The sequence below is a fragment of the Pseudobutyrivibrio xylanivorans DSM 14809 genome (assembly GCF_900141825.1).
Lineage (GTDB): Bacteria > Bacillota > Clostridia > Lachnospirales > Lachnospiraceae > Pseudobutyrivibrio > Pseudobutyrivibrio xylanivorans.
Genome location: NZ_FQYQ01000014.1, coordinates 35,986 through 59,782, shown reverse-complemented (window position 1 = coordinate 59,782; position 23,797 = coordinate 35,986). Strand labels below are relative to the sequence as shown.

The window sequence follows — 23,797 nt, the reverse complement described above, 5'->3', positions numbered from 1 at the left end:
TAAATTTAATGGAATAGGGCATATTCTTAGGGTATACTATAGTTGTGAAGTAGGGAGAATTATTATGACCTTTTCAGATTTGAATTTCATTTTTAGAGCAATGCCTCTATTTTTAATAATATATTATGTTTTCTCAGCCAAGCTCAGACCTTGGCTTCTTGTTGTTGCAAGCCTTGCTTTTTATGTAGTAAATGATTGGAAGTTTGTCGCTATTCTTGTTGGAGCTACAATTGTAAATTTCGGATTTGCAAAGCTTGTTTCGAAAAAGAAAAAGGTTGCACTTGCCGGCATTGTCATTTTTAATGCAGGATTATTGTCGTTCTTTAAGGTGGCAGGCAGGCTGAAGCTTGGAATCGCATTTCCTCTCGGACTTAGTTTCTATATTTTCAAGATGATTTCATATCAGGTGGATTTGTATAGAGAGCAGATTAAGACAGTAAGCTTTAGGGATATGTCCGCTTATTTCATTATGTTCCCACAGATTTTATCTGGTCCTATCAGCAGATATTCATATATTGAGGATAACAGTGCCTGGGTTGTTGCGCCAAAAGAAGAGCGCCCATCAAAGGGACAGCGTCTACAGACAGTTTTAGCTTCAGTAGAAGATGGTTTGAAATATTTCGTTATCGGTCTTTTTATGAAGGTTATGATAGCAGATCATTTGGCAGTTCTCTGGTCAGATATCAAGACTATAGGATATGAGAGCATATCTACACCGCTTGCATGGCTTGGCGCCTACGCCTATTCCATGAATCTTTATTTTGATTTCTGGGGATATTCCCTTATGGCAGCTGGTATCGGTGTGATGCTTGGATTCCCATTTATTGAGAACTTTATACAGCCATATGCCGCTAATTCTGTTTCTGATTTTTACAGACGCTGGCATGCTACGTTAGGAAGCTGGTTCAGGGACTATATCTACATTCCTCTTGGCGGAAGTAAGAAGGGCACAGGACGTACCATTTTTAATTTACTGGTGGTATGGCTGATAACAGGTTTGTGGCATGGTATGACTTTAAACTTTATTTTGTGGGCAATGGTTATTCTTGTGATAATCCTTGTGGAAAAGTTTATTCTTTCCAAGTGGGATAAGGCGTTTAAGATTATTGGTCACATTAATGTGTGGGTTTTAATTCCTTGTACATGGGTGATTTTTGCAATTCATTCCGTACGTAAGCTTGGTACCTATGGTCTTAGACTTTTCCCAGTAATAAATAATGGAATAGCTGTAAACCAGAATGACATTCTTTATTTATTACCTTCTTATTGGCCATATTTATTGATGGGTATTATTTTAGTCATTCCTTTTGTGCAGACTTTATATAGAAAGCACAAGGAAAATATTTTAGTTACTTTGGTTTTATTTGTGATGTTTTGGATTTCAATTATTAGTCTTGCAAATTCAGCTGGCAATCCATTTATGTACTTGAGATTCTAGAGGATTTGGTTATGAAGATTAAAAGTTATTTATTGATTATCTTAATAGTGATATCTGCTGTGGGGCTCTCAGTGTGCAGCTATATTTACACTCCTGCAAAATATCAGGAATATTCTGTGGGTGTTGATAAGGAGCCTGTTATGGCACCTATGTTGAAAGGGGCATCTGCCGGTGTATTTCCTTGGTCACCTGTCGAGAAACAGGAGGATCCACAGTCGCTGGCCAAGAAGGATAAAGTCGCGGAGACAAAGCCAGAGGCTAAGATTGAGGTTGTAGAGCCTAAATCATTTACAAAGGTAGATGATTCTTACTTTGATGATGCTGTATTTATTGGAGATTCCAGAATGGTTGGACTTTCTCAGTATTGTCCAGAGATTGATTCCAGAGCTACATTTTTTGCAAAGAAGTCTCTTACAATTTACAACCTTCAAAAGGATGCATGGATCGATGTTGAGAATGGTCCAAAGGAGACTATTTTCGATGCCCTTTCTAAGATTTCTTTTTCTAAGGTTTACATTATGGTAGGAATCAACGAAATTGGTCGCGGAACTAACGAGGGCTATAGAGACGCCTACGCTGATGTTATTAAAAGAATTTTGGAGATTCAGCCAGATGCTCTTATTTTTATTAACAGCACTATGCATGTAACAAAGGAGAAGAGTGATGGCGATGAGCTTTATAATAATGGAAATATTAATGTTAGAAATGCAGCACTTTTCGATTTGATAGACAATCAGCATATTTTTTATCTAAATGTTAATGATATGCTTGATGATGGAGAAGGCAATCTTGATGAGTCACTATCTGGTGATGGAGTGCATTTAAAGGGTTCCTGCTACGAGCCTTGGCATCAGTATTTACTGTTCAACGGAGTGGTTGATTAAGGTGTCAGAATTATCTGATTTAACAGCGTAAAGTTAGTCACTTTAATTTACTAAAAACCGTTGACGCATGGCGGTTTCTTTGATATATTATGTCTTGTCGTTAAGACAAACGAACTTCAAAAGAGTTCTTGCGGAAGTGTCGGAACTGGCAGACGAGCAAGACTAAGGATCTTGTGCTCATTGCGAGCGTGCGGGTTCAAGTCCCGCCTTCCGCATTACTAGGAAATGAAAAAGGCATCAGCTTTAGCTGGTGCCTTTTTTCGTTTCCATGTTTCACCCCGCCGTCCGCATTTGGATAGAAAAGCTTTATCAACTGGTTGAATTTTTTTTTAATTAGTGGGTGCAAAGTGCAATATGCATCCCAACACCAACTTTATTGAAAATGGGATGTATTTTTTCTTTCAGTGTCTATAAATTAATTCTCAGATTATACAAAGTTGTTTCTCAAAATATGCTTTACCAAATGTTTGAATGATACTAAATACATAAATCTGCGATTTGTACACTGAAAATGTAAATTTCTTACATCCCAAAATGAGTTTTTATTGGTTTGGGATGCATATGCGAAAAAGATATGCCACACTAAATAAATCTTCAATTGCAAAGTTACCATTTTTAAGATATTGTAGAATAATGAAAATATGGGGGGGAAAACTAGCTGTGAATAATGTATATAACGAATGTCCAATTATTGAATTTGAAGGAAAGGCTTGAGATGGATAAAATAATAGGCACTATTGTAAAAGGCCATATTGATCGTCCATTAGGCTCGGCTCACCCAGATTATCCGGACATGATTTATCCAATTAACTATGGTTATGTGGATGATGTTTTTGCAGCTGATGGCGAGGAGCAGGATGTATATGTATTTGGCACAAACGAGCCTATAGAAACCTTTGAAGGAAAGGTAATTGCTGTATATCATAGAACTAATGATAATGAGGACAAATGGATTGTTTCATTGGATGGTACCGATTATTCGGACGAAGACATTTTGTCTGCAATTGAGTTTCAGGAGCAATACTTTGAAGGTGAGCTTTTAAGATAACACAAGAATAGGGGGAATAATTATGGCAGCAACAATAATTTATTTATCAATTTCATTTTTAGTTTCATTAATTTTTGTGATTATAGGGATAGTCCAGGTTCATGCAAAAGAGCCAGTAAGTATAAATACAGGAGAAAAACCTCCTAAGGCAGAAGAGTTGGTTAGTGTCACAGAATGGAATCGTAAACATGGTAGAAATTTTATAATATATGGATGTTTATTGTTTATAACAATGGTTTTGTTTGGAATATCTCAGGTATTGATTGAGAATACCATGCTTTCATTAATCATATTTGCCTTGGCAATAATTGGTGAAATAGCTTGGCTTGAGTTTAATCACAATTATCTTAAGAGGAAGCTAATTATAAAGGAATAAAATGAGAATAAGCGCATTCGGGAGAAATAGTTAAATTGGTTTACTTAAAGAATTTTTATTTTGCATCAGGCATAGCTGAGGACTTGTATTTAAATGATATTCAAAGAACTTGCTATGACAGCTTTTATCCTTTTATGATTTTGCCACAGAAGGGGATTGATGAAATAGAGTTTAAAGATGTCACTATCCTCTATGGTGGCAATGGCTCAGGCAAGAGCACAATGCTTAATATAATTGCCGAAAAGATTGGTGCCGAGAGAATGGCTCCTTATAATCGCTCTAATTTCTATGAGGATTACCTGGGCTATTGTGATCTGGATTATATCAATGCACAGATGGAAGAAAAGCTTATTATTACCTCGGATGATATTTTTGATTATATGCTTGATATAAGAAGATTAAATGAAGGGATTGATACAAAAAGGGAAGAGCGATTGGAGGAATACCTGGATTACAAGTATAGCTCTTATCAGTTGAAATCAATAGATGATATCGAAGAGCTTAGAAAGCGTAATGCCGCCAAATCAAAGACTCAGTCCAAGTATATAAGAGAAACCCTATTAGATAATGTTCGTGAGTATTCTAACGGGGAATCAGCCTTTAAATATTTCACCAGCAAGATAAAGGAAAATGGCATCTATCTCTTAGACGAGCCAGAAAACAGCCTATCGCCAGAGATGCAGTTGGAACTGGTAAATTTCCTAGAGCAGTCCGTCCGTGCATTTAGATGCCAGTTTATTATTGCAACACATTCTCCATTTATCTTGTCATTAAAAAATGCTCTTGTTTATGATTTGGATAAAGAACCTGCAGGCCCTAATGATTGGCACAAGCTTAAAAATGTGCAGGCCTATTACAGATTCTTTATGGATAGAAGAGAAGAGTTTGAAAACTAGTTGGAAAGATGTGCCTCTAATACTTCCACTGCATTTCTAACGCAGTCATCGCACTCGCATTTTACCACGCCGGTTTCAACACCCTTAAGGTCCTTGCAGATTGTAGCACCGCATTTGTTTTCAAAAGCCTTTGCTACAGCTGCAGCGTCCCTAAGGATAGGCATACCTTCATATTTCTTCATGCCAAGAACCATCTGCGCTCCACAAAGTGCACCGCAGGTAGCTTCCATGCAGCCCATGCCAACACCAAAGGAGGCTCCCATTTTCTTTAAATCTCCCTCAGAGCATGAAAGCTCATCCTTAAATGAACAAAGCACCGCCTGGCAGCAGTTGTATCCGTTGTGCTTAAGTTCTACTGCTAATTCTTTTCTTTCCATTTTTAGACTCCTATTTATCATTATTTTTTAATTTACAGATTCCCTGTGTCATTGTACCCATAGGACAAAATGTACACCAGGTACGTTCTTTATATAATACCATAACAATCAATCCGATTAACGTTGAAGTTAACATAAGACTGTAGAATCCAAATCCAAACTGAGCTACCCAGTCAGGAAAAAGGCTTCCATTGTAAGCCCACTGCCAAGGAACCTTAAAAGTCCAAAACAGCTTGATGGCTTTTCTTAGTGTGCCAGCACCAGAGAATACAAGATAGGTCTGGAATACCATCGTTCCAAACATTGTAAGGAAGAATATCAAAAATCCATATCTGAACCACTTAGATGATAGCCATGCAGGGGCAGCCTTACCTCTGGAACATTTCATATTTCGTCCTAAAACCCAGAACAGCTGACCTCGACCACACATGTGATTGCAGAACCATTTATTTCCACCTACAATTGCAAAAATCAAAGGAAGAATGAAATCAATCATTCCAAGCCACGCAAAGAGAATATTGAAAAATCCTAAGGCAAAATAAACGATAGACCAAATCCATAGGTACTCATACCAATGACGTTTCATTTTATTCTTAGCCATTTGCCACCTCCTGCTTAATTTCATTAATTGTTATTGCATTGGCAGGACATGCTTTAGAACAAATTCCACATCCTACACATTTTTCTAATTCCACAACTGCATAGCATCCCCTATAAATGTTGATAGCCTTTCGTGGACACTGTAGTGCACATACTCCACAGGCTACACATCTGTCCTTGTCTGGACTTGCTTTTTTCTTAACCATATAGACTCCTATACTTGCTTTGTTTTTGAACTACGTTTATTATATGTGGTAAGGAAAATATATCAACTACGCAAAATAAATTAACCTGGTAAGAAAAAACTTACCAGTACGAGTAAAAGAATATGAGTAAAGAAAAGAAAGAACCATTATGTGAAGATATAGCAGGTGAGAGCTGTGGACTAAAGAAGGTATTAAATATTGTTGGTGGAAAATGGAAGATTATGATTCTTTGTGTCATCGATAATAATGAAGTAGTGCGCTACGGAGATTTAAGGCGTTCCGTTTTTGGAATCACAAATACTATGCTGGCTCAGTCTTTAAAGGAACTGGAGGGGGATGGTATGATTTCACGTGTGCAGTATGATGAAATGCCTGTGAGGGTAGAGTATTCTCTTACTGATAAAGCAAAATCATTAATCCCTATTCTTTTAGAACTAAAACGTTGGGGAGAGGACAATCTATAAAAGGAATTTTAGCCGTGGTGTTGAACACCGCGGTTTTTTTGTGAAAATTAGAGAAGTTATTGCAAATAACATTCAGGGCCAAGGGATTATCTAAAATCGTTTTATAACATAATTCATATTGACAAATTGAAAGTTATGGGGTAGATTCTACATGAAAAGGTTAGTGACGACTAACGCTGGATAGATATATCTAATATAAGGAGAAAAACAATGAAACAGCAAGACAGTAAAGGGGTAATAAAACAATTATTCGTATATGCGAAGAACCACAAGTATCTTACCATTGCCTCATGGATATTGGCAGCTATATCAGCACTTTTAGCGTTAGCGCCATTCTACTACATATGGGCAATTATCAGAGAGGTAATTGAGGTGAGGCCTGATTTTTCACAGGCAGTGCACATCAAGGCATATGGCTGGACCGCAGTTGGAATGTCCCTCCTTTCAATGTTGGTATACATAGCGGCTTTGATGTGCTCTCATATCGCTGCCTTTAGAGTTCAGGTAAATATGAGAGTTGCAATGATGGAACATATCATGAAGCTTCCTATGGGATACATTGAGTCGGAGGGAAGTGGAAAGATTAGAAAGATTGTGGCAGATTCAAGTGCTGCTACAGAAACATTTTTGGCTCACTCACTTCCAGATAAAGCAGTAAGCTATGTCACTCCAGTTGGTCTAATCTTTATGCTTGTTTATTTCGATTGGAGAATTGGATTAATTTGTCTTATTCCTGCACTTTTAGCCTTTTTATCTATGGGCTTTATGATGGGCGATAAGATGAAAAAGGCTATGGCAGAATATCAGGATGCTTTAGGAGACATGACATCAGAGGCAGTAGAGTATGTAAGAGGTATTCCTGTTGTTAAGACCTTTGGACAGACAGTATTTTCTTTCAAGCGTTTCAAAGAAGCAATTGATAAATATGAGGCATGGACAGTTGGTTATACCACAGCGGTAAGAATTCCTATGACTGCTTTTGTAACCTTGGCAAATGCAGTTTTTGCAGCACTTGTTGCCTGTGCCTTTATCTTTGGTGGAGAGGGTATCGCAAATACGTTTATATTTAACATCCTTTTCTATATTATCATCACACCAATCCTTACAGTCACACTTATGAAGGTGGCTTACTCAGGTGAGAGCGAGATGATTGTAATGGATGCCTTAAACAGAATGGATTCTATTCTTAATGTAGAACCTCTTCCTGAGGCTAGCAATCCAAAGACACCTAAGGATGCAGGCATAGTTCTTGATAATGTTAATTTCTCCTATGATGATAAAAAGGGAAATGCCATTGACGGAATTAGTCTTTCAATTAATCCTGGTGAGCATATCGCATTCGTAGGACCATCTGGTGGTGGAAAGACAACACTTGCTTCACTTATTGCAAGATTCTGGGATGTGAAAAGCGGTTCTATCAAAATCGGCGGCGTGGATGTAAAGGATATTGCTACAGCAGACTTGATGCAAAATGTATCCTACGTTTTCCAAGATAGTAAGCTTTTGAAAATGTCTATTTTGGAAAATGTCAGAATGGGGAATCCTAATGCTACTAATGAGCAGGTTGTGCAGGCACTAAAGGATGCCCAGTGTATGGATATCATTGAAAAATTCCCAGAGGGAGTTAACACAATGATTGGAACAGAAGGTGTGTATGTTTCCGGAGGAGAAGCACAACGACTTTCCATTGCAAGAGCATTTTTAAAGAACGCACCAATTCTTATTTTAGATGAGGCTACCGCATTTGCGGATCCAGATAATGAGGCAAAGGTGCAGCAGGCTTTTGCAAATCTTTCTAAGGACAAGACGGTGATTATGATTGCTCACAGACTTTCAACTGTTGTGGATGCAGATAAAATTTGCGTTCTCTCTGGTGGAAAAATTGTAGAAAGCGGTACACATGAAAGTCTTATAAAAGAAGCTGGAATTTACAACCATATGTGGTCAGAGTATAACAAGTCAATCAATTGGAAGGTAGGTAAGGGAGCATGAGATTAGAAGAAAAGTTACAACACAAATATGCCCTTTCTGAAAAAGGTGCAAAGGATATGGTAACAGCATTTGTGGCTTGTACAATTGGAAATCTTGCCCAGATGCTACCAGTAGGAGTTTTGTTTTCATTTTCATCTGATTTGTTAAGTGGAAAATCTCCTGCTGAAAGACCTGTGTTTTACATTGTAGGAATTCTGATTTGCCTTGCAGCAGTATTTATATCTCAGTATTACCAGTACGGTGCAACATTCTATTCTACATATATAGAAAGTGGCGTTAGAAGACGAAGCCTTGCTGAAAAGCTTAGAAGAATTCCACTTTCCTTCTTTGGGAAAAAGGATTTAGCAGACCTGACTAACACAATCATGATGGATTGTGCAATTATTGAGACGGCTTCATCTCACTGGCTTCCAGAATTGGTTGGCGCCATGATATCTACTGTCATTATCGTAATCAGCTTATTCTTCTTTGACTGGAGAATGGCTCTTGCAGCAGTGTGGGTAGTACCAATTTCATTCTTCATAGTTTTCTATTCCAGAACAATGATGCACAAGCTTAACAGAAAAGGAAGCAGATATAAAGTTGCATGCCTTGATGGAATTCAGGAAGCTTTGGAGACTGTCAGAGATTTAAGAGCATACAATGCACAGGAAGCATACATGGTTGGACTCACAAAAAAGATTAAGGCTGTGGAGACTCACAACATTGTATCCGAGTTTGCTAATGCAGCATTCGTATGTAATGCGCAGATGATTCTAAAATTTGGAATAGGAACTGTTGCGGTTGTTGGATCATCACTTCTTATAAAGGGAGAGATTAACGTAATTACGTTTTTCATGTACCTTCTTGTAGTGTCAAGAATGTATGAACCACTTCAGATTTCATTACAGAATTTTGCAGCACTTATCGCAACAGACACTCAGTGTGAAAGAATGGATGAAATCCTTTCCCATCCGGAACAGACAGGTATTTCGCAGTTATCAAATGACGGATATGATATTGAGTTTAAGAACGTTAAGTTCTCCTACGAGGAGGGCGAGGCTGTTCTTCGTGATGTAAGCTTTGTAGCAAAACAGGGTGAAGTAACAGCACTTATTGGACCATCAGGTGGTGGCAAGACTACAGTGTCAAGACTTGCTGCAAGATTCTGGGACATCGACAGCGGAAAGATTACTGTTGGCGGAATGGATGTATCAAAGATTGATCCAGAAACACTTTTATCAATGTATTCTATCGTTTTCCAGGATGTAACTCTTTTCAATAACTCAGTTTTGGAGAACATCAGAATTGGTAACAAGGATGCAACAGATGAGCAGGTTATGGCAGCAGCAAAGCTTGCCCACTGTGATGAGTTCGTGGAGAAGTTACCTGATGGCTATAACACATTGATTGGTGAGAATGGTTCAGAGTTATCAGGTGGTGAGCGTCAGCGTATTTCCATTGCCAGAGCATTCCTTAAGGATGCACCAATCATTCTCATGGATGAGGCAACAGCTTCCCTTGATGTTGATAATGAATCGCTTATTCAGGAAGCGCTTTCAGCTTTGATTCAGAACAAGACAGTTCTTGTTATTGCCCATCGTATGCGTACAGTAGATGGTGCAGACAAGATTGTTGTTCTGAAAGATGGTATCGTAGCAGAGCAGGGTTCACCAGAACAGCTTCACGGAACCAAGGGAGTGTATGCTCATATGCTTAATAAGCAGATGGTAACTGATGGGTGGAAATTGGCATAAAAAACTTTAAATAATTGTGAAATTACACTTGACAAGTTAGCATGTGCTAACTATACTTAGTAATGGTTAGTGGCTGTTAGCAGCTGCTAACCATATTTTAGGGTATACGGTTAGTGCTTGCTAATCGAAATTAGATAAATAAAAGCGAGGAAATGTATGATGCCATTGATTTATGCAGAACCAGGGGAACCTCAGATAATTAAAAAAATCGGTGGTAGCCCTGAGGTGAAAAAACATTTGGAACACCTAGGCTTTAACGTAGGTGGAGAGGTTAGCGTAGTGAGTACACTTGGCGAGAACCTAATCGTTAAGGTTAAAGAGAGCAGAGTGGCAGTCAGCGATGAACTGGCTAGAAAAATTATGATCTAGTAAGAGGAGGAATAATCATTGAAAACATTGAGAGATGTAAAAATCGGAGAGACAGCTACTGTTGTAAAGCTACATGGTGAAGGCGCTGTTAAGCGTAGACTAATGGACATGGGTATTACTAAGAATACTTCAGTATTCGTACGCAAGGTAGCACCACTTGGTGACCCAATCGAGGTTACAGTAAGAAATTATGAATTATCACTTCGCAAGGCTGATGCGGAAATGATAGAAGTGGAGGAGAATTAATTATGAGCATAACAATTGCACTTGCAGGTAATCCAAATAGTGGTAAGACCACTTTGTTCAATGCACTTACAGGTTCAAATCAGTTCGTTGGTAACTGGCCTGGTGTTACAGTTGAGAAAAAGGAAGGTAAGCTTAAGGAACATGATGACGTAGTTATCACTGATCTTCCTGGTATCTACTCGCTTTCACCTTACACTTTGGAAGAAGTTGTTGCCAGAAATTATCTTATCAACGAGCGTCCAGATGCTATCTTAAATATCATCGATGGTACAAATCTTGAGAGAAATCTTTATCTTACAACACAGCTTACAGAGCTTGGTATTCCAGTAGTGGTAGCCGTAAATATGATGGATATTGTCAAGAAAAATGGAGATCAAATCCACATTGATGAATTATCTCGTCAGTTAGGCTGCAAGGTTGTTGATATTTCAGCACTTAAGGGCGACAAGACAGCAGAGGCTGCAGAGGAAGCTATCAAGGCTGCTAAGAATGGTAAGACAGTTCCTCTTCATACATTCTCAGGTCCAGTTGAGCATGCAATCGCTCATATCGAGGAAGCAGTTGTTCACAATCTTCCGGACGAGCAGCAGAGATGGTATGCTATCAAGGTATTCGAGCGTGACGACAAGGTTCTTGAGCAGTTAAATATCCCAGCTGACAAGCTTGAGCATATTGAAAAAGATATCAAGGCTGCTGAAACAGAAATGGATGATGATTCAGAGAGTATTATCACAAATGAGCGTTATGTTTACATCGCTCAGGTAATCAAGTCTTGCTACAAGAAAAAGAACGAAGGCTCTCTTTCAGTATCAGACAAGATCGATAAGGTAGTAACTAACAGATGGCTTGGTCTTCCAATCTTCGCTGCAGTTATGTTCATTGTATACTGGGTTGCTATGGTAGGCGTAGGTGCACCTGCTACTGATTTTACAAACGATTGTATCTTTGGTGATGGTTTCCATCTCTTTGGTATGGATGGCGGATATGGTGATATCTCTGAAAGATATGCTGATGCTTCAGCTATCGTTGATGGATATGACGTTTTTGTAGAGGAAAATGGAAGTGCTCCTGTTGATGAGTTCACATACGAAGTAGAGGATGAGGAGACACTTGAAATTTCAGAAGAGACAGCAAGTATTTCTGATTATGAAGCTGCTGTAAAGACTCTTGAAGAAATCGGCGATGAGCCAGATCCATCAGAGTACGGTACATGGGTACCAGGTATTCCTGCTCTTGTTGAGTCAGCACTTGATGCAGCAGGTACTGCTGATTGGCTTAAGGGACTTATCCTTGATGGTATTGTAGCTGGTGTAGGTGCAGTTCTTGGTTTCGTTCCACAGATGCTTGTACTCTTCCTTATGCTTGCATTCCTTGAGGCATGTGGTTACATGGCAAGAATCGCTTTCGTTCTCGATAGAGTATTTAGAAAGTTTGGTCTTTCAGGTAAGTCATTTATCCCTATGCTTGTTGGTGTAGGTTGTGGCGTTCCTGGTGTTATGGCCAGCCGTACAATCGAAAACGAGCGTGACAGAAGAATGACAATCATGACAACTACATTCATTCCATGTGGTGCCAAGGTTCCATTCATTGCAATGATTGCCGGAGCTATCTTTGGTGGCTCAGCATGGGTTTCAACATCAGCATACTTTATTGGTATGGCAGCAATCGTTATCTCAGGCGTAATGCTTAAGAAGACAAAGATGTTCGCAGGCGATCCAGCACCATTCGTTATGGAGCTTCCTGCATATCATATGCCAACACTTGGTAACGTACTTCGTTCAATGTGGGAGCGTGGCTGGTCATTTATCAAAAAGGCTGGTACAATCATTTTACTTTCAACAATCGTTGTTTGGTTTACAAGCTACTTCGGATTCACAGAGGACGGATTCAGAATGCTTGCAGAGGATGAGCTTGAGTTCTCTATCCTTGCTAAGATTGGTAATGCTATCGCTTGGATCTTCATTCCACTTGGATGGGGTAACTGGCAGGCAGCTGTTGCATCAATCACAGGTCTTGTAGCTAAGGAGAACATCGTAGGTACTATGGGTATCCTTTATGGCGGTGGAGAGTTGACTGCTTGGCAGGCACTTTCACAGGCATTTACAGGTATTACAGGATTCTCATTCCTCGTATTCAATCTCCTTTGTGCACCATGTTTTGCTGCAATCGGTGCTATTAAGCGAGAGATGAACAATGCAACATGGACATGGTTTGCAATCGCATACCAGTGTGGATTCGCTTATGTAGTAGCATTAATGATTACACAGTTTGGAAATGCATTAACAGGTAATGTAAATATTATTGGTCTTATCGTATCAATTGTATTATTAGCAGGTATTATCTACATGCTTTTCTTCAAGAAGTACAAAGAGGCATCAAAGCTTGAGATTGCTTAGATATAATTAAGAAGGTAATAGATATGATTTCATGGATTACAGAAAATATTGGAACAATAGTTGTTTTAGCAGTGCTTATCTTAATCGTTGCTGGCATTATTCGTTCAATGATTAAGACAAAGAAGCAGGGTGGATCTTCCTGCGGCTGTGGATGTTCAGGATGCAGTGGATGCTCATCTTGTAATTCCACATCATCTAAATAACAGTAGATAAATGTGATTGAGGGACAAAATGAACAAGGCATCAGAGGATTATATCAAAAACATATATATACTTAAGCAAGATAAAGCCCATCTTCATTCTGTTGATCTGGCTAAAGAACTAGGCCTTTCTAGAGCCAGTGTTTCCAGAGCCATGTCGAACCTTCGTAAAGACAATATCATCGTCATGAAGGAAGACGGAGAGATTGAGTTCACTATCAAGGGGCAGAAAATCGCAGAAGTGATTATTGATAAGTATGTGACTCTTACCGGATTCCTTCAGGATGTTGCAGGAGTGGACGAGGAGACTGCTAAAGAAGATGCCTGCAAAATCGAGCACTATATCAGTGACGATACCTACGCAGGGATTAAGCAGTTCATAATCGCTCATCCTGAGTTGTAAATTTATAAATGAAAATAAGCTATTTGAGATATACCGGTCTTGAATAGCTTTTTTTTAAATGTAGAGTTAGTGATGACTAACTAGAACTGAATTAACGAAAAAGGGAGGACTTGAAATGAAAGCAGATTACAAAAATTGGATGCCTAAGGGAATGATTAACGGATTTGCATGCGCAGCTATTATTTGCTGGGTGGTATTTTACGTAATTAATAATTTTGGATTGATTACAGTTCAAACTATAAGAAGTGTAGTATCTGTAGTACTACTTGTTTTGTGGGTGATGTTACTATTTATGACAGTTTGGATGATTCTTATGCATCGTGCATTTTCCTATAAAGGGAAGAGACAGATGTCAAAGCAGATTATCGAAGGGGTTGCTGAGTATGTAAATATTCCTGATGGTGGCAAAGGGCTTGATGTAGGTTGTGGTAGCGGTGCACTTACCATTGCTTGTGCAAAAAGGAATCCTAATGCATCTTTCATGGGTATCGACAGATGGGGGAAGGAATATGCTTCATTTAACAGAAATCTTTGCGAGAACAACGCACAGGCAGAAGGTGTAAGTAATGTAAGCTTCCGACAGGGAGATGCTACAAAGCTTCCATTCGATGATGAAACCTTTGACGTTGTCACAAGCAACTATGTTTATCACAACATCCCTAGTAAGGACAGACAGGCCATTCTTTTAGAGACTCTTAGAACATTGAAAAAAGGTGGAACCTTTGCAATCCATGACATCATGTCCAACTCCAAATATGGAGATATGCAATTATTTGCAAAACAGCTTAATGATATGGGCTATGAGAAAGTACAGCTTATAGACACTACAAATGGAAAATTCATGAGCAAGTGGGAAGCCACATGGATGGGATTGTCTGGCTCAACATTGTTGGTGGGTAGGAAATAGGAGGTTATAAAAATGGGATTATTTAAAAATTTTGTTAGTCAGACAAGAAAACCTGAAGGATTTTTAGGTCAGATGATGGTAAATGGAATGAACAGTGGGCATGCTAAAATGGCTGATTGGGGAATGTCACACTTGCAGACAATTGAGCCAGAGTCAATCTTGGAAGTTGGATGTGGTGGCGGAAGAAATGCCTATGAACTTATGCAAAAATATCCTTCATCTAATTTAACTGCTATTGATTATTCTGATGTATCTGTGGAAAAAGCAACTGCTTACAACACCGATATGATTCAGAAAGGACGTTGCACAGTTAAGCAGGGAGACGTATCAAATCTAAACATGAATGAGCAGTATGATCTTGCCACAGCTTTTGAGACTATCTATTTTTGGCCAGGCTTGGAGAAGTGTTTTTCTGAAGTTAATAAAGCGCTTAAGCCAGGTGGAACATTCATGATTGTAAATGAATCTGATGGTACTGATGAGGCGAGCCTTAAGTTTGAAAAAATCATAGATGGCATGACATGTCATACTGTTGCTGAAATTGAAGGAGCACTAAAAGGTGCTGGTTTTTCAGCTATAAAAACAGACCATCATGAGAGCAAACCTTGGATTACTGTGATTGCAGAGAAATGAGAGGAGCATATTAATGCAATTTGAAGAAATAGGAAACATGTCAGGAAAGACGCTTATGCTACTTCCTGGAACATGCTGCGATTGGCAGACAAATTTTGGAACAGTCATATCGGAGCTTGCTGAAAAATATCATCTTATATGTGTAAACTATGATGGTTTTGATGGAAGTGATGATATATTTCCTGACATGATAACTGTAACAGAGAAAATTGAGAATTATATAAGGGAGAATCACTATGGCAGACTTGATGGTGCTATAGGTTCTTCTCTTGGTTCAAGTTTTGTTGGACAGCTTGTTATGAGAAAAAATGTGCATATAGACAATGCCATTTTTGGTAGTCCAGACCTTGACCAAAGTGGAAAAGTAGCTGCAAAGCTTCAGTCTATGCTTGTAGTTCCGCTACTTACCAGCTTTACAAAGAGCGAAAAGAAGCGGAATAAGACTAAAGAAAAATTGAAGAGTTTTTTTCTGATGAATGACGAGACTGCTGAGAAGTTCATGAGCTGTTTTTCAAAGTTCAATCCAGAGTCAATTAAGAATGAGTACTATACTGACTTATTGACTCATCTTGAAGATGATATTGAGGTAGAACATACACGGGCTCATTTTATATATGCCAATAAAATGGGGGAGAAGTATTTAAAGCGCTACAAGAAATATTTTCATGACCCTGATATTAGAGAGTTTGATATGCAACATGAGCAGTGGCTTTTCGGAGAAAAAGAATATTCTGAGCCTGTGCTGAAAGCTATAGATGAATTTATGGATGTGGCAGTTTAAGGGCGGCCAGAATTTTAGAAGCCATTTCTATTAGAATATTGATGGCATAATTTATTTACTAGAAGAGGTGATGGTTTTATGAGAACGGCAGAAGAATATAAGGACTTAACAATTAAAGAGTTTACCAAGGCGGCAGATATTTATGAGTCGAATCAGGCTGGTATTTATGAAATGTGTAAGGATGATTATCCATACATAGCTTCTGAATTAGCTCAAGAAGATTATCAGGATTTATTAGATTGTGGATGTGGTACTGGACCTATGATTTCTTTATTACATGAAAAGGATTCAACAAAGCATTACACAGGTTTAGATATCACCCCTAAGATGATAGAGGTGGCTAAGGCGAAGAATCTTAGGGGTGTAGATTGGGTCGTAGGAGATTGTGAAAATCTACCTTTTGAGGATAATTCTTTTGATGTAATAATTTGTTCTAACAGTTTTCATCATTATCCAAAACCTCAGAAGTTTTTTGATAGTGTAAAGCGTGTATTAAGACCAAACGGAAGACTTATTTTACAGGATTACACTGCTCCAAGTATTGTGCTCTGGTTCATGAATCATACAGAAATGCCACTTGCAAACTTTATCGGACATGGAGATGTGAAAGCGTACTCATTGGATGAAATCAAGGAGTTTTGCAAAAATGCTGGGGTGAATATTGAAAAGCTTGAAGCTGCAAAGAAATTCAGAATGTACCTTGTGGCAAGAAAGCCAAGATAACATAAAAGGCGTGGTTACTTGATGTAGCCACGCCATTTTTATGTTAGTATATGATGTAGTTCAAGAAATGAGAAAAAAGAAGGTATTTGAATGATTAAACTTATTGCAACAGATGTAGATGGAACATTAGTAAAAGACGCTTCTCCTGATATTTATCCAGAGATTATCGAGATGGTAAAGGAGCTCAGAAGACGAGATATTATTGTCTGTATTGCCAGTGGCAGACAGTATTCCAGCATTGAAAAATTGTTCAAGGATGTTAAGGATGATTTGATTTTCATTGCTGATAATGGTGCTCACGTAAAGTGCCGCGGCAAGGATTTAAATGTCGTAAATATGAATCCAGAATATCTTGATGAGCTTATAAAAGAGCTTAGAACTTTTGAAGACTGTGAGATGATTTGCGAGGGACCAGGAATTACTTATATCGAATCAGAAAATCCAGAGTTCATTAATTTTATCGAGACACAGTATAAGTGTGACTACAAGCAGGTAGATGACGTTTTGACAGAAGGTTCAAATATTATCAAAGCTTCTATTTTCAAAAGACCATCTATCAGATCAATCGGTGATGAGATTCTTATTCCAGAGTGGAAGGATCGCCTGAAGGTCACTATGGCTGGTGAAGACTGGGTAGATTTTATGGACAAGTCTGTGGATAAGGGAAATGCTCTTAAGTTTATCCAGAAGTTTTATGGTATTTCACCAGATGAAACTATGGTATTTGGTGACAACAATAATGATATTGGTATGCTTAAGTGCGCTACAGAAAGCTATGCTGTTGAGACAGCACCTGACGTGGTTAAGGATGCTGCAAATCACATTTGTCCTTCATGGAAAGAAAAGGGAGTATACCAGGTATTAGCTGCTAATTTTTCGGAATAGTTATCGTATATACGGAGAGATAGTCATGAGCTTGTTTGCTATCGGAGATTTACATTTACATTTTCAGTCAGAACTGAAAGCCAGAAATCAAATTGAAGATAAGATATGGCAGAATCACGAGGTGATTTTCCAAGAAAACTGCCTTAAGGCAATGAAACCAGATGACACCCTTGTACTTGTAGGTGATCACAGCTGGGGCAAAAATCTTGAGGAATGTCAGATGGATTTAGAATATATCGAGAATCTTCCTGGAAGAAAAATTTTACTTCGCGGAAATCACGACATGTTTTGGGATGCCAAGAAAACTAATCAGTTAAATGAAATGTTTAAGGGCAGACTGGAATTTTTGCAGAACAATTATTTCACTTATGAAGATTATGCTTTGGTGGGCACAAAGGGCTACACCTTTGAAGGACCATTTTATGTGGATAGCTATGGAAATATTCAGGGCTGGGATGAAAAGGAAGCTGAGCATGCTGAGAAGCTAGTTAAGAGAGAGTCAGAAAGATTAGTGGCTTCTTTCGAGGCAGCAAAGGCTGATGGATATAAGAAATTCATTATGTTTTTACATTATCCACCTACCAACATTATACAGACAAACAGCATCTTCACGAAGCTTGCTGAGCAGTATGGTGTATCGCAGGTGATTTATGGACATTGTCATGGCGAAACCAGATTCCACGACAGCATCACGGGAAAGAAAAGAAGAATCAGATATTCACTTGTGTCCGGTGATGCTTTGAGATGGAAACCACTTAAGGTTTTGGACTAGCCCATACAGCTAGTCTATATATGCGATTTCACATTGATTTACAGAATTTTTGATGGTTCTATCACATTTGCATTTTAGAATAGAACCATGAGGTATTTCCGTAATTTCGTAGTTAGTTCAATAGTTATCATTCTGATGTTTTTCTGTTCTGCTGGTAATTGTTATGCAACTGATTTTATTATCGTTGATGTGTCACAGCAGCTTTATTCCTATGAGTCTTTATGTGAAGACATGGTACTTCTTACCTTAGGCCATGAAGATATAATGAGCTATGAGTCCAGAGCCATCACTTCCCAGGGCCGAAATGTATGGCTTATTAAATTTGGCGATTTTCAGGCAGAAAACAAGATTCTAATTACCGCATCGATTCACGCCAGAGAGTATATGTCGTCACAGCTTGTTATGAGGATGCTGGAAGAGTATGTTTTGAATTATGATGTTCCAAATTCAGACGGAATTACTTATAGACAATGCTTTGCTAATACTTGTTTTTACATTCTTCCAATGGTAAATCCAGATGGAGTTACTATATGCCAAAATGGAACGAAATCAATAAAAGCAAATGCAAATGGAGTAGATTTAAATAGGAATTTCCCGCTGGGATTCGGAGATGGACCAAGAGTTGCTAGCGTACCTGGGTTAGCTTATTACCCAGGAGTATCACCACTTTCTGAGCTGGAGACCCAGGCCATGGCAATATTATTAAATGAGAATGACTTTTGCGCTGGAATCAATTATCATTCTATGGGAAATATTATTTATTATGGTGCCAGTACTAATACGCCTGAAGTGGCAGAAGGCTGTAAGAAAATGGCAGACTTAGTTCATGCCATAAATGGATACAGAAGAGAGTATTGTGGAAATGCAATTGGAAGCTTTGCAGATTACTTTGGAACAGTGGAAATGGCACCTAGTGTAACAATAGAAATTGGCACAGCAAATCCAGTTCCAATATCTCAATTCAGCGGAATCTATGCAAAGAATTTGCCAGTTTGGCCAATTGTGGCTGCAACGTCTTCGTTAACTAATTGATATTAATATCTCTGTATTTCAGATAAATCCAGTATTAAATCATCGTAGATTCCAACTGGAACTGGCTCAGAAAAGCCATAGATTTTAACTTCCATATTTTCAGAATCATCAAGGTGCGAGTACACAGTTACTCGCTCTTGTTTTCTGTCGATAATCCAATATTCCCTAACACCTGCATTCTGATATTTTCCAAGCTTAACTATGTAGTCTTTGGTCTTTGAACTAGGAGAGACCACCTCAAGAACCCAGTCTGGTGCACCATAAATAACCCTGTCTTTTACTTTATCAGGGTCACAGACTATAACTACATCTGGCTCCACAACAGTTTTGTCATCCTTGTCTAGCTGGACTCCAACTGGCGAGATTAGAGGCAGGCAATTTCCGCCTTTTTCTCTGACATATTTAATGGCTTCAAAATAGACAAGACCTGCTACACGCTGGTGCCAAATAGTTGGCTCAGCCATATCATAGAAAACACCATCAATAAGCTCAGCCCTTCTATCATCGGGAAGGTTTAGCCAATCTTCTACAGTATTATATTTTTTCTTTGCAAAGACACTTAAATCCAATGCACCGGATTCATCATTTATAAAATCCCTAATGGCATTTTCGATGGCCAATAGTTTATCTGCACGAGGTCGTTTTGTGGCACCGCTGAAAATCTTAGTAATAGTACTATATGAGACGCCTGAAAGCTCGGAAAGCTTTTCATTTGTAATTTGTTTTTCTTCCTTTAATTTTTTTAATTCTAAAATTTCCATATATTTCCAAACGCCTTTCCATTTCTTTCTTGATTTTACCATCTGAATTTTGCTATGTCAATAAATCGTATAATCATATACAATATAAGTCATTAGTGTAAAATCGAAATATGTAAGATATAAGAGAGTAAATGAAAAATGGAGAAATGCTATGAATAAAGAAGAAAAAAATGGTGTCACTTATATGACATTTAATTCACTTAAAAATGCTGGAGTTAAACATGCATTTTCTACTAGGCTAGGAGGTGTAAGCAAGGGCGTTTTTAAATCCCTTAACCTGCACACTAACAGTGAAGATAATGTTGATAATATACATGAGAATTATAAGATAATGTGCAAAGCAATTGATATGAATTATGATCGCATGTGTTTTTCAATGCAGACTCATACAGCAAATGTAATTGTGGTAGATGAAAAGGATGCAGGCAATGGAATTACAAAGCCTATTCCATATAAGGATGTGGATGGAGTTGTCACAAATGTCAAGGATATGCCACTAGTCACAGCCCATGCTGATTGCGTGCCACTGTTTTTCTATGACCCTGTAAAGCAGGTAGTTGGTCTGTCACATTCTGGCTGGAAAGGAACCGTTGGAAAAATCGGCAAAGTCACTGTAGAAAAAATGACAGAAGCTTTTGGCTCAAAGCCAGAGGACATCTTGTGCGGAATTGGACCAAGCATATGCAAAAACTGCTATGAAGTTAGTGCTGATGTGGCAGAGGCAATTGTTGGTGCATTTGGAGAAGCTCACAAGCCACAAATTCTTAGTAAGTCTTTATTTAATCCAACAGATAATAATAAATACATGCTTGATTTATGGGTAGCTTGCAAAATCGCACTTTTAGAGGCAGGTGTTATAGAGGAGCACATAGAAGTTACCGATTATTGCACCAGATGTCATCCAGATTTATTCTTTTCACACAGAGTGATGGGAACAAACCGTGGAGGACAAGCTGCTTTTATTTCGTTGTAACTTTAATAATTTTTAGGAGAATATTAATTATGAAAAAAGTAATTTTTATAGATGTTGATGGCACTTTGGTTGATTATGAAAATAATTTACCAGATAGTGCTGTTTCAGCTATTAGGAAAGCCCGAGAGAATGGGCATAAGGTTTATATTTGCACAGGAAGAAGTGAGGCAAAGGTATATCAGAATATTTGGGAGATTGGCTTAGATGGAATGATTGGTGGAAATGGTTCCTATGTCAAAGATGGAAACACAGTAGTTATGCATCAGTTGATAACAGCGGAGCAGTGTAAACATATTGTTGACTGGTGTCATTCACGAAATCTTGATTTTTATCTTGAAAGTAATAATGGACTATTTGGTAGTGAGCATTTTGAAGAAAATTCCCTGCCAATTTTACAGGAGTATTCATCACGTAAAGGTAGAGATACTAACATAACTGTTCGTCAGATTTTCCCAGATATGATTTTTGATGGAGAGTTGTATCGCGGGGATGTAAATAAAGTGTCTTTTGTTCTAAATAGTTATCAAGATCATATAGATTCAGTTAAGGAATTCCCAGATTTAACAGCAGGCACTTGGGGCGGAGCAGGTGAGAAAGCCCTTTTTGGAGATTTAGGTGTAAAAGGAATATCTAAAAAGCATGCAGTAGATGTATTATTGGAGCTTCTTGGTGTATCAAAAGAAGATACCATAGCCTTTGGTGATGCTAAGGTAGATATTCCTATGTTTAAAGCTTGTGGTTATTCCGTAGCTATGGGCTCAGGTGGCGATGAATGCAAAGAAGCTGCAGACTATATTACAGATGATGTTGATAAAGATGGATTGTACAAAGCCTTTGAATATTTGGGACTGATATAAATCGGGGAGGTAACTATGCACTTTGTGGATGCAAAAGGAATATTAACAAATAGTGGTGGTCACTGCGGTATGAATATTTACCGTGGCTGTTCGCATGGTTGTATATACTGCGATAGTAGAAGCAAGTGCTATCAGTTTACTCATCCTTTTGAAGATATAGAGGTGAAACAAAATGCTCCGGAGCTTTTAGAAAAAGCTTTAAAATCAAAAAGACAAAAGTGCATGATAGGCACAGGCTCCATGTCAGACCCATATATGCACTGTGAGAAAGAATTGGAGCTGACAAAACGATGTCTCGAAATAATTCGTAAATACGAATTCGGAGTAACACTAATCACTAAGTCTGACCTAATTCTAAGAGATATAGATTTATTAGATGAAATAAATCAAACGGCGAAGTGTGTAGTTCAGATGACCCTCACTACCTATGATGATTCCCTTTGTAAAATTCTCGAGCCAAATGTCTGCAACACAAAGCGCAGAATAGAAGTGCTGGAGGAAATGCAGCAGCGAGGAATTCCCTCAGTTGTGTGGCTAACTCCTATATTGCCATTCATAAATGATACTGAAGAAAATATCTCAGCTATCTTACAGGAATGTGCTCGAGTTGGAGTAAAGGGAATTTTAGATTTTGGGATGGGACTTACACTTAGAGAAGGTGACAGGGAATATTACTATGATGCACTCGATAAGCATTTCCCAGGTTTAAAAGATAGATATATTAAAACCTATGGAAATGCATACGAATTGCCAAGTCCTAACGCTAAGGCCCTGAGCAAGTACTTTAAAACCTTTTGCAAAGAACATAATATTATGTTCAATCCAAATGATATTTTTCAGTATCTAAATGATTTGCCAGAAAGATATTCACAGATTTCTATATTTGATATTAATTACTAAATATATAAGGAGCAGAATATGAACACAGAAAGAATAAATGAATTAAGAAAAGAATGGGAAGCTGAGGAGAAAATAGCACATATCCATGGATGGGATTTTTCTCATATTCACGGACGTTATGAAGAGGAGGAAGACCTCCCTTGGGATTATGAAAGAATAATTGCTGAGTATCGCACCGATGACAAAAAGATGTTAGATTTTGACACAGGTGGTGGTGAGTTTTTATTATCTCTTAAGCATCCATATGAAAATACAGCAGCTACAGAAGGATTCCCACCAAATGTGGAACTTTGCAAGGAAATACTTTTACCTCTTGGCATTGATTTCAGGGCATGTGATGATGCTGCAAACATTCCATTTGAGGATGATTCTTTTGATTTAGTTATCAACCGACATGGTGATTTTGATCCTGAGGAGACACACAGAATCCTTAAGCAAAACGGATTATTTATCACAGAGCAGGTTGGTGCAGATAATGACAGAGACCTGGCAGAGATGGTTTTACCAGAAGTAGAAGCACCATTTCCTGAGCTTAAATTATCTGTCCAGAAGGAGAAATTTGAGAAGGCTGGATTTGAAATCATCAGAGCTGAGGAAGCATATCGACCAATTCGCTTTTACGATATAGGAGCCTTTGTTTGGTTTGCTCATATCATTGAATGGGAGTTCCCAGGATTCTCTGTAGATAAATGTTTTGACAAGCTTTTAGAGATGCAGGAAACAATAGATAAAAATGGAGTTTTAGAAGGAACAATCCATAGATATCTTATCGTTGCTAAAAAGAAGTAATAATGGAAGAATAATAATAGGCAGGGCAATTCGCTCTGCCTAGATTTTTTTGAGCACAAAAAACGGGCGACACCAACTCGAAATCTCTTGATTCCTAGCTGATGCCGCCCCTGAAATTCGATCCCAATGGACTGTACCTCTCATTCAGCTTTA

At 38.3% G+C, this 23,797-nt stretch carries 28 protein-coding genes and 1 tRNA gene; 25 read left to right on the top strand and 4 right to left on the bottom strand.

Annotated features, from left to right (window positions below; all coding sequences use genetic code 11):
* Window positions 1–64 precede the first annotated feature (64 nt).
* The 6 genes from BUA88_RS10625 to BUA88_RS10600 all read left to right on the top strand — a co-directional run bounded on the left by BUA88_RS10625 (window position 65) and on the right by BUA88_RS10600 (window position 4,642).
* Window positions 65–1,438, top strand: coding sequence for an MBOAT family O-acyltransferase (locus BUA88_RS10625; RefSeq protein WP_072917553.1), 1,374 nt, complete (start codon window positions 65–67; stop codon window positions 1,436–1,438).
* Between the two features lie 11 nt (window positions 1,439–1,449).
* Window positions 1,450–2,322 carry a GDSL-type esterase/lipase family protein gene (locus BUA88_RS10620; protein WP_072917549.1) on the top strand — a complete coding sequence of 291 codons (873 nt, stop codon included), beginning with the start codon at window positions 1,450–1,452 and terminating at the stop codon, window positions 2,320–2,322.
* Window positions 2,323–2,452: 130 nt separating this feature from the next.
* Window positions 2,453–2,537 (top strand) — tRNA-Leu (locus BUA88_RS10615).
* 500 nt (window positions 2,538–3,037) lie between these two features.
* Entirely contained in the window at window positions 3,038–3,370 is a 333-nt protein-coding gene (locus tag BUA88_RS10610; RefSeq protein WP_072917546.1) for an inorganic diphosphatase, read from the top strand.
* Between the two features lie 22 nt (window positions 3,371–3,392).
* The gene (locus BUA88_RS10605; RefSeq protein WP_072917542.1) at window positions 3,393–3,746 is read left to right on the top strand and encodes a hypothetical protein; all 354 of its coding nucleotides are present in this window, start codon (window positions 3,393–3,395) and stop codon (window positions 3,744–3,746) included.
* 35 nt (window positions 3,747–3,781) lie between these two features.
* On the top strand, window positions 3,782–4,642 hold the full coding sequence (locus BUA88_RS10600) for an AAA family ATPase (protein ID WP_072917539.1): 861 nt from the start codon (window positions 3,782–3,784) through the stop codon (window positions 4,640–4,642).
* On the opposite strand, the gene BUA88_RS10595 is transcribed toward BUA88_RS10600, so the two are convergent.
* From BUA88_RS10595 to BUA88_RS10585, 3 genes are read right to left on the bottom strand one after another with little or no spacing between them, the layout of a single operon-like run.
* Window positions 4,639–5,019: a C-GCAxxG-C-C family protein gene (locus tag BUA88_RS10595; protein WP_072917536.1), complete on the bottom strand. Its 381-nt coding sequence runs from the start codon at window positions 5,017–5,019 to the stop codon at window positions 4,639–4,641. The two genes, BUA88_RS10600 and BUA88_RS10595, sit on opposite strands and share 4 nt — an antisense overlap.
* Before the next feature lie 10 nt (window positions 5,020–5,029).
* Window positions 5,030–5,620, bottom strand: a complete 591-nt coding sequence (locus tag BUA88_RS10590; protein ID WP_330390274.1) for a 4Fe-4S binding protein — start codon at window positions 5,618–5,620, stop codon at window positions 5,030–5,032.
* Entirely contained in the window at window positions 5,613–5,825 is a 213-nt protein-coding gene (locus tag BUA88_RS10585; protein ID WP_072917533.1) for a 4Fe-4S binding protein, read from the bottom strand. The genes BUA88_RS10590 and BUA88_RS10585 overlap by 8 nt, the downstream gene beginning before the upstream one ends.
* Before the next feature lie 122 nt (window positions 5,826–5,947).
* Here BUA88_RS10585 and BUA88_RS10580 point away from each other — a divergent pair, with 122 nt between their 5' ends.
* The 15 genes from BUA88_RS10580 (at window position 5,948) to BUA88_RS10510 (ending at window position 19,364) form a co-directional block, all read left to right on the top strand.
* Window positions 5,948–6,289: a winged helix-turn-helix transcriptional regulator gene (locus BUA88_RS10580; protein WP_072917530.1), complete on the top strand. Its 342-nt coding sequence runs from the start codon at window positions 5,948–5,950 to the stop codon at window positions 6,287–6,289.
* 210 nt (window positions 6,290–6,499) lie between these two features.
* Window positions 6,500–8,281 carry an ABC transporter ATP-binding protein gene (locus BUA88_RS10575; RefSeq protein ID WP_072917527.1) on the top strand — a complete coding sequence of 594 codons (1,782 nt, stop codon included), beginning with the start codon at window positions 6,500–6,502 and terminating at the stop codon, window positions 8,279–8,281.
* Window positions 8,278–10,017: an ABC transporter ATP-binding protein gene (locus BUA88_RS10570; RefSeq protein ID WP_028247743.1), complete on the top strand. Its 1,740-nt coding sequence runs from the start codon at window positions 8,278–8,280 to the stop codon at window positions 10,015–10,017. Before BUA88_RS10575 ends, BUA88_RS10570 begins: the two co-directional genes overlap by 4 nt.
* 156 nt (window positions 10,018–10,173) lie before the next feature.
* Window positions 10,174–10,386: a FeoA family protein gene (locus BUA88_RS10565; protein WP_028247745.1), complete on the top strand. Its 213-nt coding sequence runs from the start codon at window positions 10,174–10,176 to the stop codon at window positions 10,384–10,386.
* An 18-nt stretch (window positions 10,387–10,404) separates the two neighbouring features.
* Entirely contained in the window at window positions 10,405–10,632 is a 228-nt protein-coding gene (locus tag BUA88_RS10560; RefSeq protein WP_072917523.1) for a FeoA family protein, read from the top strand.
* 2 nt (window positions 10,633–10,634) lie between these two features.
* A complete protein-coding gene (feoB, locus tag BUA88_RS10555; RefSeq protein ID WP_072917519.1) occupies window positions 10,635–13,028 on the top strand; it encodes a ferrous iron transporter B in 2,394 nt (797 codons plus the stop codon).
* A 23-nt stretch (window positions 13,029–13,051) separates the two neighbouring features.
* Window positions 13,052–13,231 (top strand): FeoB-associated Cys-rich membrane protein, encoded by a 180-nt coding sequence (locus BUA88_RS10550; RefSeq protein WP_028247748.1) that lies wholly within the window; start codon window positions 13,052–13,054, stop codon window positions 13,229–13,231.
* A 28-nt stretch (window positions 13,232–13,259) separates the two neighbouring features.
* On the top strand, window positions 13,260–13,631 hold the full coding sequence (locus tag BUA88_RS10545; protein WP_028247749.1) for a metal-dependent transcriptional regulator: 372 nt from the start codon (window positions 13,260–13,262) through the stop codon (window positions 13,629–13,631).
* A gap of 115 nt (window positions 13,632–13,746) precedes the next feature.
* The gene (locus BUA88_RS10540; RefSeq protein WP_072917514.1) at window positions 13,747–14,538 is read left to right on the top strand and encodes a class I SAM-dependent methyltransferase; all 792 of its coding nucleotides are present in this window, start codon (window positions 13,747–13,749) and stop codon (window positions 14,536–14,538) included.
* Between the two features lie 12 nt (window positions 14,539–14,550).
* The gene (locus tag BUA88_RS10535) at window positions 14,551–15,171 is read left to right on the top strand and encodes a class I SAM-dependent methyltransferase (protein WP_072917509.1); all 621 of its coding nucleotides are present in this window, start codon (window positions 14,551–14,553) and stop codon (window positions 15,169–15,171) included.
* A gap of 13 nt (window positions 15,172–15,184) precedes the next feature.
* Window positions 15,185–15,952, top strand: a complete 768-nt coding sequence (locus BUA88_RS10530) for an alpha/beta fold hydrolase (RefSeq protein ID WP_072917505.1) — start codon at window positions 15,185–15,187, stop codon at window positions 15,950–15,952.
* Window positions 15,953–16,030: 78 nt separating this feature from the next.
* Window positions 16,031–16,675 (top strand): class I SAM-dependent methyltransferase, encoded by a 645-nt coding sequence (locus BUA88_RS10525; protein WP_072917499.1) that lies wholly within the window; start codon window positions 16,031–16,033, stop codon window positions 16,673–16,675.
* 90 nt (window positions 16,676–16,765) lie between these two features.
* Window positions 16,766–17,560 carry a Cof-type HAD-IIB family hydrolase gene (locus BUA88_RS10520; protein ID WP_072917492.1) on the top strand — a complete coding sequence of 265 codons (795 nt, stop codon included), beginning with the start codon at window positions 16,766–16,768 and terminating at the stop codon, window positions 17,558–17,560.
* A 25-nt stretch (window positions 17,561–17,585) separates the two neighbouring features.
* Window positions 17,586–18,332 carry a metallophosphoesterase gene (locus tag BUA88_RS10515; protein ID WP_072917487.1) on the top strand — a complete coding sequence of 249 codons (747 nt, stop codon included), beginning with the start codon at window positions 17,586–17,588 and terminating at the stop codon, window positions 18,330–18,332.
* An 87-nt stretch (window positions 18,333–18,419) separates the two neighbouring features.
* Window positions 18,420–19,364: a M14 family metallopeptidase gene (locus BUA88_RS10510; protein WP_072917483.1), complete on the top strand. Its 945-nt coding sequence runs from the start codon at window positions 18,420–18,422 to the stop codon at window positions 19,362–19,364.
* 2 nt (window positions 19,365–19,366) lie between these two features.
* Here BUA88_RS10510 and BUA88_RS10505 read toward each other — a convergent pair whose 3' ends face one another.
* Window positions 19,367–20,125 carry a Uma2 family endonuclease gene (locus BUA88_RS10505; RefSeq protein WP_072917652.1) on the bottom strand — a complete coding sequence of 253 codons (759 nt, stop codon included), beginning with the start codon at window positions 20,123–20,125 and terminating at the stop codon, window positions 19,367–19,369.
* Between the two features lie 151 nt (window positions 20,126–20,276).
* On the opposite strand from BUA88_RS10505, the gene pgeF reads away from it, so the two are divergent.
* From pgeF to BUA88_RS10485, 4 genes are read left to right on the top strand one after another with little or no spacing between them, the layout of a single operon-like run.
* A complete protein-coding gene (gene pgeF / locus BUA88_RS10500) occupies window positions 20,277–21,098 on the top strand; it encodes a peptidoglycan editing factor PgeF (RefSeq protein WP_072917479.1) in 822 nt (273 codons plus the stop codon).
* Window positions 21,099–21,127: 29 nt separating this feature from the next.
* Entirely contained in the window at window positions 21,128–21,955 is an 828-nt protein-coding gene (locus BUA88_RS10495) for an HAD family hydrolase (protein ID WP_072917474.1), read from the top strand.
* Window positions 21,956–21,970: 15 nt separating this feature from the next.
* Window positions 21,971–22,855, top strand: a complete 885-nt coding sequence (locus BUA88_RS10490) for an SPL family radical SAM protein (RefSeq protein ID WP_072917469.1) — start codon at window positions 21,971–21,973, stop codon at window positions 22,853–22,855.
* 18 nt (window positions 22,856–22,873) lie between these two features.
* Window positions 22,874–23,644: a class I SAM-dependent methyltransferase gene (locus tag BUA88_RS10485; RefSeq protein WP_072917465.1), complete on the top strand. Its 771-nt coding sequence runs from the start codon at window positions 22,874–22,876 to the stop codon at window positions 23,642–23,644.
* The last annotated feature ends 153 nt before the right edge of the window (window positions 23,645–23,797 follow it).

Excerpts from the sequence above, each read along its gene's own strand:
- BUA88_RS10625 (WP_072917553.1), top strand. The coding sequence starts at position 65 with ATGACCTTTTCAGATTTGAATTTCATTTTTAGAGCAATGCCTCTATTT.
- BUA88_RS10620 (WP_072917549.1), top strand. The coding sequence starts at position 1,450 with ATGAAGATTAAAAGTTATTTATTGATTATCTTAATAGTGATATCTGCT.
- BUA88_RS10610 (WP_072917546.1), top strand. The coding sequence starts at position 3,038 with ATGGATAAAATAATAGGCACTATTGTAAAAGGCCATATTGATCGTCCA.
- BUA88_RS10605 (WP_072917542.1), top strand. The coding sequence starts at position 3,393 with ATGGCAGCAACAATAATTTATTTATCAATTTCATTTTTAGTTTCATTA.
- BUA88_RS10595 (WP_072917536.1), bottom strand. The coding sequence starts at position 5,019 with ATGGAAAGAAAAGAATTAGCAGTAGAACTTAAGCACAACGGATACAAC.
- BUA88_RS10590 (WP_330390274.1), bottom strand. The coding sequence starts at position 5,620 with ATGGCTAAGAATAAAATGAAACGTCATTGGTATGAGTACCTATGGATT.
- BUA88_RS10585 (WP_072917533.1), bottom strand. The coding sequence starts at position 5,825 with ATGGTTAAGAAAAAAGCAAGTCCAGACAAGGACAGATGTGTAGCCTGT.
- BUA88_RS10580 (WP_072917530.1), top strand. The coding sequence starts at position 5,948 with ATGAGTAAAGAAAAGAAAGAACCATTATGTGAAGATATAGCAGGTGAG.
- BUA88_RS10575 (WP_072917527.1), top strand. The coding sequence starts at position 6,500 with ATGAAACAGCAAGACAGTAAAGGGGTAATAAAACAATTATTCGTATAT.
- BUA88_RS10570 (WP_028247743.1), top strand. The coding sequence starts at position 8,278 with ATGAGATTAGAAGAAAAGTTACAACACAAATATGCCCTTTCTGAAAAA.
- BUA88_RS10565 (WP_028247745.1), top strand. The coding sequence starts at position 10,174 with ATGATGCCATTGATTTATGCAGAACCAGGGGAACCTCAGATAATTAAA.
- feoB (WP_072917519.1), top strand. The coding sequence starts at position 10,635 with ATGAGCATAACAATTGCACTTGCAGGTAATCCAAATAGTGGTAAGACC.
- BUA88_RS10550 (WP_028247748.1), top strand. The coding sequence starts at position 13,052 with ATGATTTCATGGATTACAGAAAATATTGGAACAATAGTTGTTTTAGCA.
- BUA88_RS10545 (WP_028247749.1), top strand. The coding sequence starts at position 13,260 with ATGAACAAGGCATCAGAGGATTATATCAAAAACATATATATACTTAAG.
- BUA88_RS10540 (WP_072917514.1), top strand. The coding sequence starts at position 13,747 with ATGAAAGCAGATTACAAAAATTGGATGCCTAAGGGAATGATTAACGGA.
- BUA88_RS10535 (WP_072917509.1), top strand. The coding sequence starts at position 14,551 with ATGGGATTATTTAAAAATTTTGTTAGTCAGACAAGAAAACCTGAAGGA.
- BUA88_RS10530 (WP_072917505.1), top strand. The coding sequence starts at position 15,185 with ATGCAATTTGAAGAAATAGGAAACATGTCAGGAAAGACGCTTATGCTA.
- BUA88_RS10525 (WP_072917499.1), top strand. The coding sequence starts at position 16,031 with ATGAGAACGGCAGAAGAATATAAGGACTTAACAATTAAAGAGTTTACC.
- BUA88_RS10520 (WP_072917492.1), top strand. The coding sequence starts at position 16,766 with ATGATTAAACTTATTGCAACAGATGTAGATGGAACATTAGTAAAAGAC.
- BUA88_RS10515 (WP_072917487.1), top strand. The coding sequence starts at position 17,586 with ATGAGCTTGTTTGCTATCGGAGATTTACATTTACATTTTCAGTCAGAA.
- BUA88_RS10510 (WP_072917483.1), top strand. The coding sequence starts at position 18,420 with ATGAGGTATTTCCGTAATTTCGTAGTTAGTTCAATAGTTATCATTCTG.
- BUA88_RS10505 (WP_072917652.1), bottom strand. The coding sequence starts at position 20,125 with ATGGAAATTTTAGAATTAAAAAAATTAAAGGAAGAAAAACAAATTACA.
- pgeF (WP_072917479.1), top strand. The coding sequence starts at position 20,277 with ATGAATAAAGAAGAAAAAAATGGTGTCACTTATATGACATTTAATTCA.
- BUA88_RS10495 (WP_072917474.1), top strand. The coding sequence starts at position 21,128 with ATGAAAAAAGTAATTTTTATAGATGTTGATGGCACTTTGGTTGATTAT.
- BUA88_RS10490 (WP_072917469.1), top strand. The coding sequence starts at position 21,971 with ATGCACTTTGTGGATGCAAAAGGAATATTAACAAATAGTGGTGGTCAC.
- BUA88_RS10485 (WP_072917465.1), top strand. The coding sequence starts at position 22,874 with ATGAACACAGAAAGAATAAATGAATTAAGAAAAGAATGGGAAGCTGAG.